The 14,193-nt window shown below is 67.3% G+C and carries 17 protein-coding genes; 8 read left to right on the plus strand and 9 right to left on the minus strand.

Annotated elements, in window-relative coordinates:
* Positions 1 to 197: 197 nt before the first annotated feature.
* The 5 genes from D7X74_RS31005 to D7X74_RS31025 all read right to left on the minus strand — a co-directional run bounded on the left by D7X74_RS31005 (position 198) and on the right by D7X74_RS31025 (position 2,787).
* Positions 198 to 584 carry a VRR-NUC domain-containing protein gene (locus D7X74_RS31005; RefSeq protein ID WP_120536625.1) on the minus strand — a complete coding sequence of 129 codons (387 nt, stop codon included), beginning with the start codon at positions 582 to 584 and terminating at the stop codon, positions 198 to 200.
* A 253-nt stretch (positions 585 to 837) separates the two neighbouring features.
* Positions 838 to 1,167 carry a hypothetical protein gene (locus D7X74_RS31010; protein WP_147446744.1) on the minus strand — a complete coding sequence of 110 codons (330 nt, stop codon included), beginning with the start codon at positions 1,165 to 1,167 and terminating at the stop codon, positions 838 to 840.
* 331 nt (positions 1,168 to 1,498) lie between these two features.
* A complete protein-coding gene (locus D7X74_RS31015) occupies positions 1,499 to 1,690 on the minus strand; it encodes a hypothetical protein (protein ID WP_120536627.1) in 192 nt (63 codons plus the stop codon).
* A 23-nt stretch (positions 1,691 to 1,713) separates the two neighbouring features.
* Positions 1,714 to 2,241 (minus strand): hypothetical protein, encoded by a 528-nt coding sequence (locus tag D7X74_RS31020; protein ID WP_120536628.1) that lies wholly within the window; start codon positions 2,239 to 2,241, stop codon positions 1,714 to 1,716.
* 48 nt (positions 2,242 to 2,289) lie between these two features.
* The gene (locus D7X74_RS31025) at positions 2,290 to 2,787 is read right to left on the minus strand and encodes a hypothetical protein (protein WP_120536629.1); all 498 of its coding nucleotides are present in this window, start codon (positions 2,785 to 2,787) and stop codon (positions 2,290 to 2,292) included.
* A 107-nt stretch (positions 2,788 to 2,894) separates the two neighbouring features.
* On the opposite strand from D7X74_RS31025, the gene D7X74_RS31030 reads away from it, so the two are divergent.
* Together D7X74_RS31030 and D7X74_RS31035 are read left to right on the plus strand one after the other, a co-directional pair.
* Positions 2,895 to 3,101, plus strand: a complete 207-nt coding sequence (locus tag D7X74_RS31030; protein WP_147446745.1) for a hypothetical protein — start codon at positions 2,895 to 2,897, stop codon at positions 3,099 to 3,101.
* 361 nt (positions 3,102 to 3,462) lie between these two features.
* The gene (locus D7X74_RS31035; protein ID WP_147446746.1) at positions 3,463 to 3,666 is read left to right on the plus strand and encodes a hypothetical protein; all 204 of its coding nucleotides are present in this window, start codon (positions 3,463 to 3,465) and stop codon (positions 3,664 to 3,666) included.
* Between the two features lie 75 nt (positions 3,667 to 3,741).
* On the opposite strand, the gene D7X74_RS31040 is transcribed toward D7X74_RS31035, so the two are convergent.
* Positions 3,742 to 4,305 (minus strand): C40 family peptidase, encoded by a 564-nt coding sequence (locus D7X74_RS31040; protein WP_233602330.1) that lies wholly within the window; start codon positions 4,303 to 4,305, stop codon positions 3,742 to 3,744.
* Positions 4,302 to 4,691, minus strand: coding sequence for a hypothetical protein (locus D7X74_RS31045; protein WP_120536633.1), 390 nt, complete (start codon positions 4,689 to 4,691; stop codon positions 4,302 to 4,304). Before D7X74_RS31045 ends, D7X74_RS31040 begins: the two co-directional genes overlap by 4 nt.
* A gap of 294 nt (positions 4,692 to 4,985) precedes the next feature.
* Here D7X74_RS31045 and D7X74_RS31050 point away from each other — a divergent pair, with 294 nt between their 5' ends.
* From D7X74_RS31050 to D7X74_RS31060, 3 genes are all read left to right on the plus strand, one after another.
* A complete protein-coding gene (locus tag D7X74_RS31050) occupies positions 4,986 to 6,218 on the plus strand; it encodes an AIPR family protein (protein ID WP_120536634.1) in 1,233 nt (410 codons plus the stop codon).
* A gap of 309 nt (positions 6,219 to 6,527) precedes the next feature.
* On the plus strand, positions 6,528 to 6,947 hold the full coding sequence (locus D7X74_RS31055) for a sce7726 family protein (RefSeq protein ID WP_147446747.1): 420 nt from the start codon (positions 6,528 to 6,530) through the stop codon (positions 6,945 to 6,947).
* A 350-nt stretch (positions 6,948 to 7,297) separates the two neighbouring features.
* On the plus strand, positions 7,298 to 7,864 hold the full coding sequence (locus D7X74_RS31060; protein ID WP_120536635.1) for a hypothetical protein: 567 nt from the start codon (positions 7,298 to 7,300) through the stop codon (positions 7,862 to 7,864).
* 87 nt (positions 7,865 to 7,951) lie between these two features.
* Here D7X74_RS31060 and D7X74_RS42745 read toward each other — a convergent pair whose 3' ends face one another.
* The gene (locus D7X74_RS42745) at positions 7,952 to 8,950 is read right to left on the minus strand and encodes a hypothetical protein (protein ID WP_147446748.1); all 999 of its coding nucleotides are present in this window, start codon (positions 8,948 to 8,950) and stop codon (positions 7,952 to 7,954) included.
* Between the two features lie 166 nt (positions 8,951 to 9,116).
* Between D7X74_RS42745 and D7X74_RS31065 the strand changes: the two genes are divergently transcribed.
* Positions 9,117 to 10,643: a terminase large subunit domain-containing protein gene (locus D7X74_RS31065; protein ID WP_120536636.1), complete on the plus strand. Its 1,527-nt coding sequence runs from the start codon at positions 9,117 to 9,119 to the stop codon at positions 10,641 to 10,643.
* Between the two features lie 50 nt (positions 10,644 to 10,693).
* Here the strand turns inward: D7X74_RS31065 and D7X74_RS42750 are convergent, their stop codons facing one another.
* The gene (locus D7X74_RS42750; RefSeq protein ID WP_147446749.1) at positions 10,694 to 11,572 is read right to left on the minus strand and encodes a hypothetical protein; all 879 of its coding nucleotides are present in this window, start codon (positions 11,570 to 11,572) and stop codon (positions 10,694 to 10,696) included.
* 118 nt (positions 11,573 to 11,690) lie between these two features.
* On the opposite strand from D7X74_RS42750, the gene D7X74_RS31070 reads away from it, so the two are divergent.
* Both D7X74_RS31070 and D7X74_RS31075 read left to right on the plus strand, forming a co-directional pair.
* Complete coding sequence (locus D7X74_RS31070; protein ID WP_120536638.1) at positions 11,691 to 13,055, plus strand: phage portal protein; 1,365 nt, start codon at positions 11,691 to 11,693, stop codon at positions 13,053 to 13,055.
* A gap of 28 nt (positions 13,056 to 13,083) precedes the next feature.
* Positions 13,084 to 14,136 (plus strand): HK97 family phage prohead protease, encoded by a 1,053-nt coding sequence (locus D7X74_RS31075; protein ID WP_120536637.1) that lies wholly within the window; start codon positions 13,084 to 13,086, stop codon positions 14,134 to 14,136.
* Positions 14,137 to 14,193 lie beyond the last annotated feature (57 nt).

The following is a 14,193-nucleotide window of genomic DNA, read 5'->3' on the forward strand; positions in this document are numbered from 1 at the left end:
GCACGGGGGCCGGACCGGGCGGGGGCGTCGGGCTGGAGGCAACATGAAGACGAAGGGCACAGGCGGGCATCGAGGACTCCTGCCCCTGCGCACGCGCGCAGGGGCGGTATACTGGCGTCCCCAGCGGTGCTTCTCCCGGTGCTCCTGGCTTGAGCGGGCTCGACCGTCTTCCCCGGTCGGGCCCGTCGTCTTTCCTGCTACCGCGCCGGCCTGACAACACCCTCCGCCTGGCCCGGCTTCACCGCCGACGTCGCGCGGGCCCGCGGCGAGCGCCCGCGCTTCTCCGCCCGGACGTCCAGCGCCGTGCGCGTCACCTCCCCGCGCACCGCCGCCAGCGCTTCCTCCGGCGTGGTGACGATGGCGACGATGACGCCGGCCGCGCGCAGACGGGCGTGGAGTTCCACCTGGGCCGGCTTCATCCGCCCGCCCTTCGACTTCACCTCCAGCAGCACCACCTGCCCGCGCCGGCAGCACAGCAGATCCGGGAAGCCCGGGGCGGAGACGCGCTCCACCGTCCACCCTGCCAGTTGGAGGGCCTGCGCCACCGCCGGCTCCGCGTCGTCCCGCTGCGCCGCCCATCTCACTGGCCACCTGCCGTGTCGTCCATGGAAGGACAGAAGGGGCGCCGGGCGCCGACCGTCGGCAAGACCGACGGTCGGGGAAGGGTCAGAACGGATCTGAACCTTCGCGCCCGGGATGGTTCCAGTTTCTCGCCCTCATTCGAGGGGGCAAAACCGGAACTAAGTCAGGCGGCGTGCGCAGGCCGGTGCGCGATTGCAGCTAGTAGGCCCCCGGAGGCCTTGCAGCAAATCGCTCACAGCCATTGGCGGCTCAGAGTCACTTCAACTTCTTGAGACGCTCCCTTGCCTCAAGGAGGAGTCGCTCTGATTCCTCGTCGGCACGGCGCTGCTCTTCCTGCCGTCGTTGCTGCGCCTGGAGGCGTGGGAGTTCCTGCTGTTCGTACAGGGCGTTGGTCGACTCGATGCGGTCGTTGATGTGCTTGACGTATTCGTCCTCTCTGCCTTGCGGCGCGCTCATGATGATGCTTGAGCCCTCAACACTCGGTGGATTGGCCTCCATGTCGGAGCTGAAGTGAACGTTGAGCCCCCGGCCGAACCATGCGCGCCATTCCTCATCGGGCGACGCGCTCAGATCGACCCGAAGCATGAACCGCTGCTTGGTCCGTGGATCGAAACCCGTAACATCCGGGGCCCCTACACTCTTGATGCGCGTCCACTCCATAGATGTACCCCTCCAAAGTTGGGTGTTGGGAACAGTAGTCACTGTCTTGTCGTCCGTGGGGCGCCCGCACAGGCACCAAGGAGGTAAGCCTACTCGACCGACGGCCGCCCCGAGGCCTGTGTGAAGGCGGAAGCTGACGGCTCAGCCCGGCAGCGTTGGCATCCCACGCCCGCCCGGCCATCCAGCATGCTCGCTTCGCGGGTACTCCACGAAGTACGACGGCCCACCCCGGTCTCCCAGGGTGGGCCGCTGCGCATCACCAGCCGAACGTCCAACGCGCGCCCGCGCCGGCCATCTGCTCCCGCTGGTTGGCCTCCGCGAAGGCGAAGAGGCCCAGGTCCTGCCGGAGCCGTGCTCCGCCCTCCAGGCGCGCGTAGGCGCCCGTGAGGGAGGAGGCACCGGCAGAGGCCTCCAGGTAGCCGGTGCGCACCGGCACGTCGCTCAGCACCCGCGACAGCCCCGCGGCGACTGCTACCCGCGGGGCATCGAAGGGCCCGAGGCCACCTCGACGGCCGGAGCCAGCGCGGCGGCGCTGCCGATGGCTCCGAGCGCCAGCTCCATCGCCTCCGCGCGCACCTTCACCTCGGCCGACTGCGCGCCGTGCAGCGACTTGAACTCCAGCTTCACCGCCGCCTGCTCCCAGGGCTTGAGGGGCCGCCAGCCGTTGGCCTTCATCCAGGAGTCCGCCACCTCCAGCCCCCGGGCCGCCTTGTCGAAGCCGTTCTCGGACTCGTCGAGCGCGGCGATGTCCTCCACCACGTGGAAGGCGTGGAAGGCCACGGTGGCGACGATGCGCTTGCGCCGCGTGGTGAGCCAGCTGCTGCCCCCGAAGAAGAGGCCCACGCCGCTGGCGATGATGCCCAGGCCGATGCCGATGTTCGCGGGGGTGAACAGCGCGTCGAGGATGCTGCTGCCGGCGCCGGTGGTGGCCTGGGCCAGAGCCACCGGCGCGGTGAGGACGACCGCGACGAGCGCGGCCAGGACGAGGGACTTCTTCATGGTGCTACTCCTGCTGGGGGTTGGACAGCACCACGAAGAAGGGGCGGCTCAGACGCGCGGCATCCAGTTCCAGTGGTTGTCCAGGGGCGCGCCGGTGAGCGCCTCGCTCACGTTGCTGGCCGCCCACGGGAGGAGCCGCGGGGGCTTCACCAGCAGGTCCACCGTGCCGTCCGGGTTGACGGCGGTGATGTCCGCCGCGCACACGGTGGCGTCGTCCTGGTAGTGGACGGCGCGGCCGACGGACGGCTTCTGGCCGGGCGGCACCACCGGGGCGCCCACGGGCCCGGGCGGCACGACGGACGCGACCGGGGTGTTGATCGCCAGGGCCACCGCGAGCCACGCGGCGCGCACCAGCAGGGGGCACTTCTCGAACGGGGGCAGCTCGGCCCCCGTCACGGCGGAGCGCCCGCCGGTGACGCCGCAGTAGGTGGTGTAGAGCACGGTGGCGCGGCCGAGCTCGTCGGGCCGGGCCGTGGCCAGCGCGCTCTCGGCGGCGGTGATGATGTCGGCGGGCGGGGTGTACGGCGTGGGGTTGGGCGTGGACATGTGGCACGTCTCCTGGTGCGACGAGTGAGCTGCACCAGGAGGAAGGGGCGCTTGTTGTCGTTGCCGCCCCTCGTGCCCATGCGCACCTTCCCGCGCGGAGGGAAGCCATGCCCTACAGTCGGATGCCCGTCGTGAAGCTGCACCTCACCGCCGCAGCGGCGAGCCTTCACGCGGAGGCGTGCGAGACGGGCGGGAAGCTGCCAGCCAACGTGAAGCGCATCGCTCACTTCGTGGACGATGCGCTGCGCGAGGCGGACCGGGAGGCGACCACGGACGTGCGTGGGCAGCCCCCAGAGGACTGGGCGACCCCGTAGGCGGGCGCGTCACTCAGGCCTATTCCCTGGATGGCCGCTGCGGAACAACGCGACTGCGCGCTCCATGCATTGCTGGACCTCCTCCATGGTCATGTAGCCGGCGGCGCAGCTACCGCCTGGCCACCGCTCCTCATGGATCCAGCCGTCGCGCATTCCGAAGTGCATGTCCAGCGGCTCCGTTCCGGGAGCCGTTATAGAGAGCGACCATTCTTCCCACCGAGCGCGAAAATAGAAGGGACGACCGTCGACCTCGCCGTGCCCTTCCACTGGCGTTGGACTGAAGAAAATCCCATTCCAGCCATCCCCTTCAAGCTCCACGTCACACCACCGTTCGGCACGGCTCCTGCTCACCGCGCTGGGCATGACGATACCGGAACGGGTGGCGCTGGCGCAGCGCCTGGGAGACGCGGAGCTGTCCTTGCAGCAGGCGATGCGCCGGATGGACGGGAGTCCGGCGGCACGGACACGGCTGGCGGAGGCCCGAGAGGAACACCGCGCAGCGGAAGCTCAGGCACTGCTGGCGCTCGGAGCAGGGCAGGGTCCGGAGGAAGCGCTGGCCGCGTGACGCAGCAGCCATCGCGGGTGGCTGCAGTGGCCCAGGCGCTTGCCGCACAGACGGCACTTCGGAGGCAGGCCCATGTCAGGAGACGAACGGCGGGCGCCGGAAGCCCAGCACGTCGCTCCGGTACGCGACCTTGGCGAACGCCTTCACCTTGGCGTCAGCGCGCGCGGCGTCCTCCAGGGTGCGCGTTGTGCTGCCACCTCCGGAGGCGCCCACCACCACGCCCGCGCCCACGTACACCATCACGTGGTCCGGGTCGCCCGCCTTGCCGTACAGCACCAGGTCCCCGGGCTGGAGGTCCGCCACGCTCGCCACCGGCTTGCACGCATCCCACAGCCGGTCCGTGTTGTGCGTCGCGCGCCAGTCGGGCCCGCCCACCTGGTGCAGGCACCACGTCACCAGCCCGGAGCAGTCGAAGAGGCGGGGGCCCTTCGGGTCCGGCCGGGAGCCCTTCGCGCCCCACCGGTAGGGTGAATGCATCTGGGCGAGGACGAGCTGCAGGAACAACGCGCGCTGCGTGATGGCGGACATGGGTGACTCCGGGGGCGCAGCAGGAGAACCGGGCCCGCCGGTGCGCCACACGGCCAGTGCCAGGACGGCGCACGCGGTGATGCCGTGCGCGGCGAAGCGGAGGAGGCTCACCGGGTGGGCCCGACGTCCTTGGGGTTGACGGTCTGGGCCGCGCGCTGGAGCTGGCGGCCGGCATCACGCTCACCCAGGAGCAGCGTGACGTGGTTCACCACGTTGTGGAGCTGGGGCCGCGCCGCGCCCATCCAGTCCTCGAGGGCCCGGAGTCGCAGCTCAATGAGCTTCAGCATCGTGCCGTGCTCGCTCACCACGCGCAGTTCGGCCTTGATGTCGCGCACGTCCTGGGCCACGGCAGTCAGCGACTGCACCAGCAGCGGCACCTGGTCCGCGGCGGCCTCGTGCTTCGTCTGCCGCCGCGCCAGCAGTCCGTTGAGGAGCGGGACCAGGAGCTGGCTCACCGCGAGGATGAGGACGGCGGACTCGGTGCTGACGGGGGGCATGCCCGGACAGAAGGGGCGGCGTCACCCGGGAGCGCGCTGTTGAGCCCGACGGACACCCTGGCCCTCGCTGCCGACCTCGCATCGCTGACGTCTGCGAAGGACGTCTGAACGGGCCCGTCGAAATCGTATGCCGTGCTCGTCCAAAAACTTGAAAGATGCTGGTGCTGCGGCCAGAGTGAGGGGGCCACTACGACAATGCTGCTCGGGGCAATTGGGCTCCGATGCGGTCAGTCGTATGAGGCACGATGACGACCAATCCGCCCTACTAAGCGGTGGTCTGTCTAGGAGAAGACGATGGCAGACATCAAGATCATCACGCAGCACTTGCGCAAGTTGCCGGACCCCCAGGCGACGAACGGCAAGGAAGACGTCGTCTACTTCCCGGCGCGAGTGCGGGACCTTCCCGTGGAGGAACTGTCCGCCTGGAAGGACGTCAACCCGCGTGACGTGAAGACGAGCACGTCCGTCTACAACAAGATCAAATCGACGCTTGAGGAAGCGCCCGAGCGCTTCTACCGACGCAACCGCGGCATCACGCTCAGTGCGCAGGACGTCGTATTCGATCCGAAGACGCATACGGCGACGATCATTTTCACGGACCGCAGGCTGCACGGCGTGCTCGACGGTGCGCATACGCTCCACGCCGCTGGCGAGGTGAAGCAGAACGGCGTGTCCGATGAAGCCTTCGTACAACTGAAGGTCGTGACCGGGCTAACCTCTGTCGAGGAAGTCGCGGAGGTGGCGGGTGGACTCAACACGAGCCTCGCCGTCGATTTGAAGTCGCTGGAGAATCTCGAAGGCCACTTCAAGCCGTTGAAAGATGCGCTCGCCGGAGAGCCGTACGCGGAGAAGATCGCGTACAAGATGAACGAGCAGAAAGCAGAAACGAAGCCCGTCGACGTGCGCGAGATCCTCTACTACCTAGCGCTATTCGACGGGCAAGCGTACGAGTCGCCCTCGCAACCCTCGCGACTCTTCGGGCGCAAAGAGGGGCTCGTCCGCCACTTCTCGTGGGAGTGCATGAAGGCGAAGGGAGAGAATCCGCCCGAGGCCCCTATGTACGACTTCCACCGGCTCTTCCGTCGAGCCAAGGACATCCTGCTCCTTCGGGATCAAATCGAGAAGGAGATGATCAAGCCGGGGTACCGCTTCGGCAAGCTCAAGGCAAAGAACTCGAAGGGCGAGTCGATCAGCGTCAAGAAGAAGGCGATCAAGAAGAAGCACGCCCTCGTCTTCCTTGACCAAGAAGTCGACGACCAACTCGCGCTTGGCTACCTCATCCCTATGCTCGGTGGGTTCCGCGCGAACGTCGACTGGAACAAGCCAAAGGGCGGGATGTCGTGGAAGGTACCGTTGGAGGAGCTGTTGCCCCTGTGCGCACAATCACTGGCGGCCGCAATCCTCGCGGTTCACGACCGTGAGCAGCGGCCGGAGTACGTCGGCCGGAGCTCCATCGCTTGGGAGATGTGCTTCAACGCAGTCCAGACGGCGATCCTTCGGTACCAGTTGGAGAAAAAGAGCGCCTAGCAGGAACTGATCCTGGCAGGGACTGACTAGTTCGGACGGGCGGCTCGCCACCTGGATGATGGCTGCCCGTCTTCGTCATCGGAGACGACGCTGAGTGGCGTAGGCCCGGAGTGTTCGCGGCCGCCAGCCGCGCCACTTCGTCCTGGCAGGTGTGACACAGCGCGGCCATGCGCTCGGCATGCGGAGCGATGCGGCCCGCATGCCGGGGGCATCGCTCCGTGGTGCACCTGGACGGCGGGACGTCCTGCTTAGGTGGAAGGGATGTTCTCCTAAGCAGGGCGCGCAGCGACACCCGCCCGCAGCGGATAGGTGAAGGCGGACGCGGACACCCTGCGCCGCCTGCCGGTCCAGGCCCACTGCTACAGCGCCGTTCTGGACCGGTGCACCCTCGTCGCGGGAGCCCGCCACCTGGCGCGCGGGCAGGACTTGGTGCCGGCGTGGTGGGGGCTGGTGCTCGCACGCGGCGGCCCGGACGGCGTGACGCTGGAGGAGGTCCGGCCGTCGGCGGACAACTCCAGCCCGAGCCCTGGCGCGACGCTGCAACTGCTCTGGCGGGCGGAGCTGCTGGCGCTACTGGAGGAAGCGGGCGCGGCGCGAGGCCTTCGCTCGGCCGGGAAGGCGCGGCTCCTGGCACGACTACTCGAGCTGCTGCCCGGGGACGTGCTGCGGTCCCGTGTTCGCGAAGCGGTGTGCGCTCGAGGGGACTGGCGGGCGGACGCGAACGCGTAGGGCGGATGATTGCCGGAGGGCGCGCCCCAAGACAGCGAAGTTGCGCTTTTTCGATGTTCCTCGGGCGCGGCCGGCGCTGGCGACAACCGCCGTGCCACCGGGCCCGTGGACAGCCCCCTGGGGTGGGAAACCGACAATGTAGGACAAAATTGGGATTGCTCGGCGCGCTGCAATCTTGCGACGCGGAAATCTCCCGGAAATCCCCGGCGATCTCTGAGACGACCCCCTGATTTTTTGGCCCCCACGCGGCGCCCCAGGCCCGCTGGCGCGTCGTGCGCGCTCGCACGTGGGCGTGGGCGTCTCGCGGGACACGTGCGCAGGCGGGCTGCTGGCGCCCCTTCTGGGAGGGCATGGCCCGCCACCGCGACCACGCCCCTCCGGACGAGAGCGCCGAGACGGTGAGCCTCGACCCGCTCATCAACTACAAGCCGCTCGGCAGGCCCGGGCCGTTGACGACGCTTACCGCCCAGCTCGGCGCCCAGCTCTGCCGGCGCATCGCGGCGGGTGACACCCTGCGAGATGCGGCGGCCGCCGTTGGCACCAGCGACACCGTCGTCCAGGGCTGGCTCACGCGCGGCCACGAGGCCATCGAGCGCGGGGCGGAGGACATCTACACGGCCTTCGTCATGGAGTACTCGGCAGCCCGGGCGCACTTCCACCGGGTGCTCCAGGAGGCGCAGTTGGAGAACATCGGCAACCGCGCCTTCAACGACAAGTACGTCCGCTGGCGCCTGGCCGTGTCCGCCCCCAAGGACTTCACCCTGCCGCGCACCGCCAAGCCCGCGGGCGGTGACGATGGGGCCTTCGAGCTGGTCAGTCCGGAGGAGGCCCAGAAGACGTTGGCGGACCGACTGGGCCGCTTCCTGTCCGGCGAGGACAAGAAGACGGCGCCGCCCCCTCCCATTGAGGAAGAGTAGCTGCCCCTCTCGGCTTCCTGGCCAGCATGGCGCGGGCAGCCTTAAGTCAGGGTATGAGGGCAACCCCTTCGAAGTATGCCTGAAAGACTAGGGCGTTTTATGAGGCGCTTTCCTAGACGACACCCTCTTTCTGGAAAGAGCCTTCGGCGGACTAACTTTCTGACCCAGCGCCTGCATGGCATTTCGGAACTCAGCCTTAGACATGCTCACGTGCCATTCGCCATTGATCGCATAGAGCATTGTATCTTCGTGGTCGCGTTGAGAGCGCAATGCATCCCCGGGAGGAGGTGGTGGCGCTCCGCGTTCCAAGTACCGAGCAACCGCGAGGGATGAGACGAAGTCGCGGCCCAAATGCTGAGAAACAACAACGTCCATCCTGTCCACTATTCCATAAAACAGGTCAAGCAACGACTTCCAATCATTCTCACCAACGCGGTGCCGGCTCGCCAGAATCTCAGGGGCGGAATGAAACACTTCATCCGTAACACCAAGCCCCTGGTCGTGCGCGATCGCATGCCTAGTCGCATACCACTTATCCAAATCATCTTGCTTGACCTTCGAAAAACCAAACTGCAACCCGAACTCAGACTCCATTTTCGCAAGACGAACACTATATTTCCCATTCAAAACCGATTTTTTGCCGCTCACCCGTTCCTTGAGAGCGTTCTGAAGGGCCTGCAACTCGACGGGTGATGCATTGATGGCCGGCCACGAGCCACGCGACCATGTCGACACGGCCTTTGCCGGATCCTTCAAACCACAGAGGACATAGAAACCGCTGACCGCATTTTCAAATGCGGAGCACAAGTAGAGCACCGTCGTCGTCCGAAGTGCATCACGATTTTCATCCAACACAGCATTAAATTCAGGCAGACCAATCGTGGCTGTTCCCTTTTCCCCAGCAATGCTTGTTGGCCAAATCTCACCAACATCTCTCGGACCTACTCCGGCTGTTCTCTCAATAAGTTCAAGCATTGCCCCGCAGCGTACATATGCGTAATTGGTTGCCCAATAGAGCTTATTGATCCGAGTGGCTTCGGCGGAAAATACCCTGAATGGCTGAACACGGAGGCGTTGGGTCGTCATTCGACCAGTCTGCGTCGGAAAGACGGGGATTGCCAATACTTCAGCCACTGCTGGCGGCGGCACTCCCTACTTCCCCAATGATATGCCTCTCATGTGAATGCAGGTGGCGTCAACTTCGACCCAGTTGCACGCCATCCCCTGCACGGCATCGACACTTCTGGGGGGTATGGCCAAACCCAACAACGTCACCGCGGGCAAGGATCTGCTTCAGGGCCTGCCCGTCATCCGCCCCGAGACGCACGGGCGGCACTCCCTCCTGGACCGGTTGGCGCTGCGCCTGCGCGAGCGCTTCGGCACCACCGAGGGCTTCGCGGACCGACTGGGCCTCACCACGCAGGAACTGCTCGTCCTCTACTACGAGCCCGAGTACTCGCTGCGCCCTGCCCAGCAGCCGCCTGACATGGTGTCCGCAGAGTTCGCCCGCTGGCGCACCTGGTTCCTGCTCGGAGGGCGCGGCGCCGGCAAGACGCACGCGGGCGCCAGCTCCGTCATCCGCGAGGCGAAGGCGGACCCCGAGGCGCGCATCCTCATCGTCGGCCCGACGTACACGGAGATTCAGAAGAACCAACTGGAGGGCCCGAGCGGCATCCTCACCCTGGCGCCGCCTTGGTTCCGCCCGGAGCACCTGAAGTCGAAGAAGCAGCTCGTCTTCCCCAACGGCGTGAAGGCCGACTACCTGCCGGCCGCCGACGCGGACAAGTTCCGCGGCTACGGCTACACCTTCGAATGGCTGGACGAGGTGGTGGCCTGGAAGAAGGACCCCGTCGCCGTCTTCACCGAGTGCGGCCGCGTCGGCCGTGGCACGTCCGCGCGGATGCGCCGGCTGGGCCTTTCCAGCCGCAAGGTCATCACCACCACGCCCGCGCCCACGGAGCTCTTCCGCGAGATTCTCAAGCAGCGCCGGGGCCTCGTCCTCTCGCGCTCCAGCACCCTGGACAACAGCGCCCACCTGGACGACGACTACGCCCTCCAGGCGCTGGACGCGAAGAAGAGCCCCATCGGCCGGCGCGAGTTCTACGGCGAGCTGGAGTTCGACCTGGACCCGGCCCTCTTCCGGGGCGTGGACTGGAATGCCTCGCGCGTGAAGCCGAAGGACCGGCCGTCCACCTTCGACTTCATCGTCATCGGCCTGGACCCGGCGACCGGCGAGAAGAAGGGCGCGGATGAGCACGGCATCGTGGTGGTGGGTGTGCGCCGCGAAGCGGACGGGCGCGACCACGCCTACGTCCTCGCGGACCTCTCGCTGAAGAGCCCGGAGCCGGCGGCCTGGGCGAAGAAGGCAGTGGCCGCGCTGAAAGAGTGGGAGCCCCGCGCGAAGAAGGACGACGGCGGCCGGCCGCGCGCCTGGATCTTCGCGGAGACGAACACGGGCGGGTCCATGGTGACGTCCACCATCCACACCCTGGCAAAGGTGAAGGTGCTCACCGAGCGCGCGCGCAACTCGAAGGCGGAGCGCGCGGCCCCCGTATCCATGCTCGCGGCGGCGGGCCTCGTGCACATGGTGGGCAAGCTCGACAAGTTGGAGGAGCAGTTGTCGAAGTTCACCGGCGCCCCCGGTGGCCACGCGCGGGATGACCGCGTGGACGCCATGGTGTGGCCCATCTACAAGCACGTCGTGAAGATGCGGCGGAACATCGGTGCTGCCGGAAGTTCAGAACTGGCCATCGACGCGGATGGGTGCACGCCGGAGTGAGCCTTCAACAGCAACCATCCACGCACATGGCCAGACAGCCCTGCGAAGCCTCACGCCTCCCTGTCCAGCAAATCAGAAAGGCTGGCCGTCTGAAAATGCAGACATCCTCGTCCATACAGAAAGTCACACCTGGATGCCAGCGTCTTGTCATTTGTAACAAACGTACTGCAGTACGCCGAAGACGCCGCCACCGCAGCGTCGTACCAGTCATTGGCTCCGCGCTTGAGCATTTGAACCCCAGGGGCCCCGCTAAGTCGATCAGTCGGAACGAGTTCGCCAAACATTGTCAGATTCGCCAGCGCCGACCATCCCAATAGCGCCTTGAATCGCTTTGGCCGCGCATAAATAGACTTAATCTGGTAGCGCGCTCGCCGCTCCTTCTCGCGAACTATCTTAGCAACAATCCAATCCGGGATTGTCGAAACAGAATAAGCTGACAAGGCCACTGCGACACTCTTAGCAGTGATGCCTCTCTCTACCCAGATTTCAGCAAGCTCCCGCCGAGTCTGCACAGCCCTCGTCCTGGCCCCGCCTTTGTAGACTTCCATCCATGCCGGGAAAATATAGAGCATCCCAGCATCGCGGCTCTTTGCCTCGACCGCATCGTGAAGCCGACCAAAGACGGCATTCAACTCTTGAGGTGACAGCGCCAAGGGCGAACCAACGCGACCGGATAGCTCTGCCGAGACCAAGTCTTCAAGACCTTGTGCGAGAAAGAAACGGTCTCCCAGGCGCTGGCGGAGCCACAGGAGGCGCTGCGCTCGGATCAACTGGTAGTGATTATTATCCATCCCCAGCACTTCGGAAAAGACCGTCTGGGAAATTGAGACAGACCACCCGCATTCAAGTGCCTTCTCCACGAGGGCGCCGGACAAACTTTCACTGTCTAGCGCCTTCCCGAAAGCATCTGTGTCGAATTGCACGTGCATGCGGGAAGCGTATCAGAGTGCCAGAGGCCCAGGCACAGGTCGTCCTTTCGACAGCAGACAGCCTGAGTCGAACACGCCCCCTCCTATGCCCTGTGGGCAGCGCCCCTTCTCCACGGGCATGGCCTCTCTCCTCCTCCGCGTCGCGAAGGCGCTCGGCCTTGTGCCGGGTCCACCGGACGGCAAGCCGCAGCTCACCCACGCCCTGCCCCTCATCAGCTTCAGTCCGCGCCGGGGCAGCCGCGAGGTGCTGCTCGCCTACGAGGAAGACGACTGGCTGCGCACCGTGGTGGACACCGTCGCGGATGCGGTGGCCACGCCCCGGTGGCGGGCCTTCAAGCGCGTGCGCCCCGGTGAGAAGCGGATGGATCCGCGCTGGAAGTCGCTGCACGGGCCGGAGCGCCGCAAGGCCCTGGCCGAGGCCACCACCCGGGGCGAGCTGGTGGAACTGGACACGCACGAGCTGCTCGCCCTCCTGGAGGCGCCGCACCCGCGCTTCCCTGGGCGCGAATACCGGAAGCTAGCGCAGCTCCATGTGGACCTGGTGGGCGAGGCCTTCCTGGTGCTGCTGCGCGGCGCGGACGGCCGCCCGGTGGGCTGGGAGGTGGTGCCGCCCCACTGCGTGACGATGACGCCCGCGTTGGGCCGGCCCGTCTTCTTCATCTCCTACCAGCAGTTCCAGGGCCAGGTGCCGGAGGCCGACGTCCTCTGGGTGAAGACGCTGGCGCCGGCCAACCCCGAGGGGCGCGGCGCCGGCCGAGGCCTCGCGCTGGGCGACAAGCTGGACACCATCGAGTCCATCGACAAGGCGACGAAGGCCACCTTCGAGCGCGGCGGCATCCCGGCGGCCATCGTCGGCCTGGGCAGCAAGAACAACGACGACGGCAGCACCACGGGCGAGGCCGCCGAGGACATCCAGAAGAAGTTCAACGCCGAGTTCCAGGGCGCGCGCAACGCGGGCAAGGTGTGGTTCGCGCCCAGCGACGTGACGCTCGCCCAGGTGCAGGTGAACTACCGCGAGCTACAGGCGAAGGAGCTCTCGTCCAGCCTGCGCGCGTACGTGCGCCAGGCGTACAACGTCCCGCCGGAGCTGGTGGGCGACCTCACCTCCAGCAACCGCGCCACGTCGGAGGCCGCGAAGTACCACTTGGCGGAGTACGCCGTGGCGCCGCGCCTGGAGTTCTGGCGCTCCTGGTACCAGCACTGCCTCGTGCCCCTCATCGACCGGGATGTCATCCTGGACTACGAGGATCCGCGCCCCCAGGAATGGGAACGCACCTTCCGCGCGATGACGACGCCGCCCTCCGAAGGCGTCTTCTGGAACGAGTGGCGCCGCTTCGCGGGGCTGCCCCCGGTGCCGGAGCTGGAGGGCCAGCGCCCCACGCCCATGCCCGGCGCGGGCGGGGGCAACAACGTGGAGTCCGCCGTGGCGAACGCCACGCCCCACCCGCCGCGCGACCGCAGCGGCGAAGAGGACCGCGTGTAGCGCCAGGTGCCGCCCCTTCTCTCCTGGCATGCGCAAGCCCAAGTCCATCCGCCAGAAGCTGCTCAGCGCCGCCCCGCCCGCCGAGGGCGCGGCCGGCGCACCCATCTTCCGCATCACCTCGCCCGCCTTGGACAGACACCGGGACCGCGTCCTGGCCATGAAGGCAGACGGCGAGGAGGTGCGCGTGCCGCTCCTCTGGGAGCACAACAGTTGGACACCTGCCATCGGCTTCGGGCGCTGCTACCGCGAGGGCGACGCGTGGGTGATGGCGCCCGTCTTCGATGAGGTGGACGAGCTGTCCAAGACGGTGTCCGGCAAGGTGAAGGCGGGCTCGCTCTTCACCTGCTCCATCGGCTTCGTGCCCGTCGAGGAGCCGGTGCCCAACGCCGAGGGCGGCTTCGACTACCCACTGGTGGAGCTGCTGGAGGTGTCCATCGTCAACGTCCCGGCCAACCCGGACGCGGTGCGCCTGCGCTCCGTGGGCGCGGGCGGGCGCCACCCGGGATTCGCCTCCGCCCTCAAGGCGCTCGCGGCCAGCCAGGCCGCCGTCCTCGCCGTCCTCAAGTCGGAGGGCGACGCGCTGGAGGATGACGAGGAGGAAGCCGACAAGAACGTCGGCGACGAGGGCGCGGCCACGGGAGAGCTCACGCCCAAGGCCTTCGCGGAGGGGCTGCTGGCGCACCTCCAGGCGGGCGCGCAGCTCGCCGCGGACTTCCTGGAGGCGGGCCTCGAGGACGAAGTGCTGGTGCCGCTCGCTGAGGCGGTGGGCACCAACCTCGCGGCCGACGTCGCCACGCTCCAGGACTGGCTTGCCGGCGGCGACGCGCAGGCCGCCAGCGAGGAGGAGCCCGAGGACGACGACACCGACGAGGAGGCGAAGGACGAGGACGCGGAGGACGACGAGGAAGACGACGCGCTGCCCGACGAGGAAGCCGCCTCCGAGACGCCCGAGGACGAGCCCGACGAGGAGGAGGCGAAGCGGCTCCGTCTGCACGTCCGCAAGCACTTCGGCTTCACCGCCCAGCAGGCCGCCGCGCTCAGCGGCAGCGAGCTGCGCCGCTACTCCGCCCTGGCCGCGTAGGCCGCCCCTTCTCTTCCCCAACCCCTTGCAGCCCCCGGAGCCCTCACGATGAAGAAC

The sequence above is a fragment of the Corallococcus sp. CA047B genome (assembly GCF_003612065.1).
In the GTDB taxonomy this organism is placed as follows: Bacteria; Myxococcota; Myxococcia; order Myxococcales; family Myxococcaceae; genus Corallococcus; species Corallococcus praedator.

Coding starts and splice junctions, on each gene's coding strand:
- D7X74_RS31035 (WP_147446746.1), top strand. CDS start 3,463: ATGACGATACCGGAACGGGTGGCGCTGGCGCAGCGCCTGGGAGACGCG.
- D7X74_RS42745 (WP_147446748.1), bottom strand. CDS start 8,950: ATGACGACCCAACGCCTCCGTGTTCAGCCATTCAGGGTATTTTCCGCC.
- D7X74_RS31050 (WP_120536634.1), top strand. CDS start 4,986: ATGGCAGACATCAAGATCATCACGCAGCACTTGCGCAAGTTGCCGGAC.
- D7X74_RS31030 (WP_147446745.1), top strand. CDS start 2,895: ATGCCCTACAGTCGGATGCCCGTCGTGAAGCTGCACCTCACCGCCGCA.
- D7X74_RS31060 (WP_120536635.1), top strand. CDS start 7,298: ATGGCCCGCCACCGCGACCACGCCCCTCCGGACGAGAGCGCCGAGACG.
- D7X74_RS31020 (WP_120536628.1), bottom strand. CDS start 2,241: ATGAAGAAGTCCCTCGTCCTGGCCGCGCTCGTCGCGGTCGTCCTCACC.
- D7X74_RS31025 (WP_120536629.1), bottom strand. CDS start 2,787: ATGTCCACGCCCAACCCCACGCCGTACACCCCGCCCGCCGACATCATC.
- D7X74_RS31045 (WP_120536633.1), bottom strand. CDS start 4,691: ATGCCCCCCGTCAGCACCGAGTCCGCCGTCCTCATCCTCGCGGTGAGC.
- D7X74_RS31065 (WP_120536636.1), top strand. CDS start 9,117: ATGGCCAAACCCAACAACGTCACCGCGGGCAAGGATCTGCTTCAGGGC.
- D7X74_RS31010 (WP_147446744.1), bottom strand. CDS start 1,167: ATGCTTCGGGTCGATCTGAGCGCGTCGCCCGATGAGGAATGGCGCGCA.
- D7X74_RS31070 (WP_120536638.1), top strand. CDS start 11,691: ATGGCCTCTCTCCTCCTCCGCGTCGCGAAGGCGCTCGGCCTTGTGCCG.
- D7X74_RS42750 (WP_147446749.1), bottom strand. CDS start 11,572: ATGCACGTGCAATTCGACACAGATGCTTTCGGGAAGGCGCTAGACAGT.
- D7X74_RS31075 (WP_120536637.1), top strand. CDS start 13,084: ATGCGCAAGCCCAAGTCCATCCGCCAGAAGCTGCTCAGCGCCGCCCCG.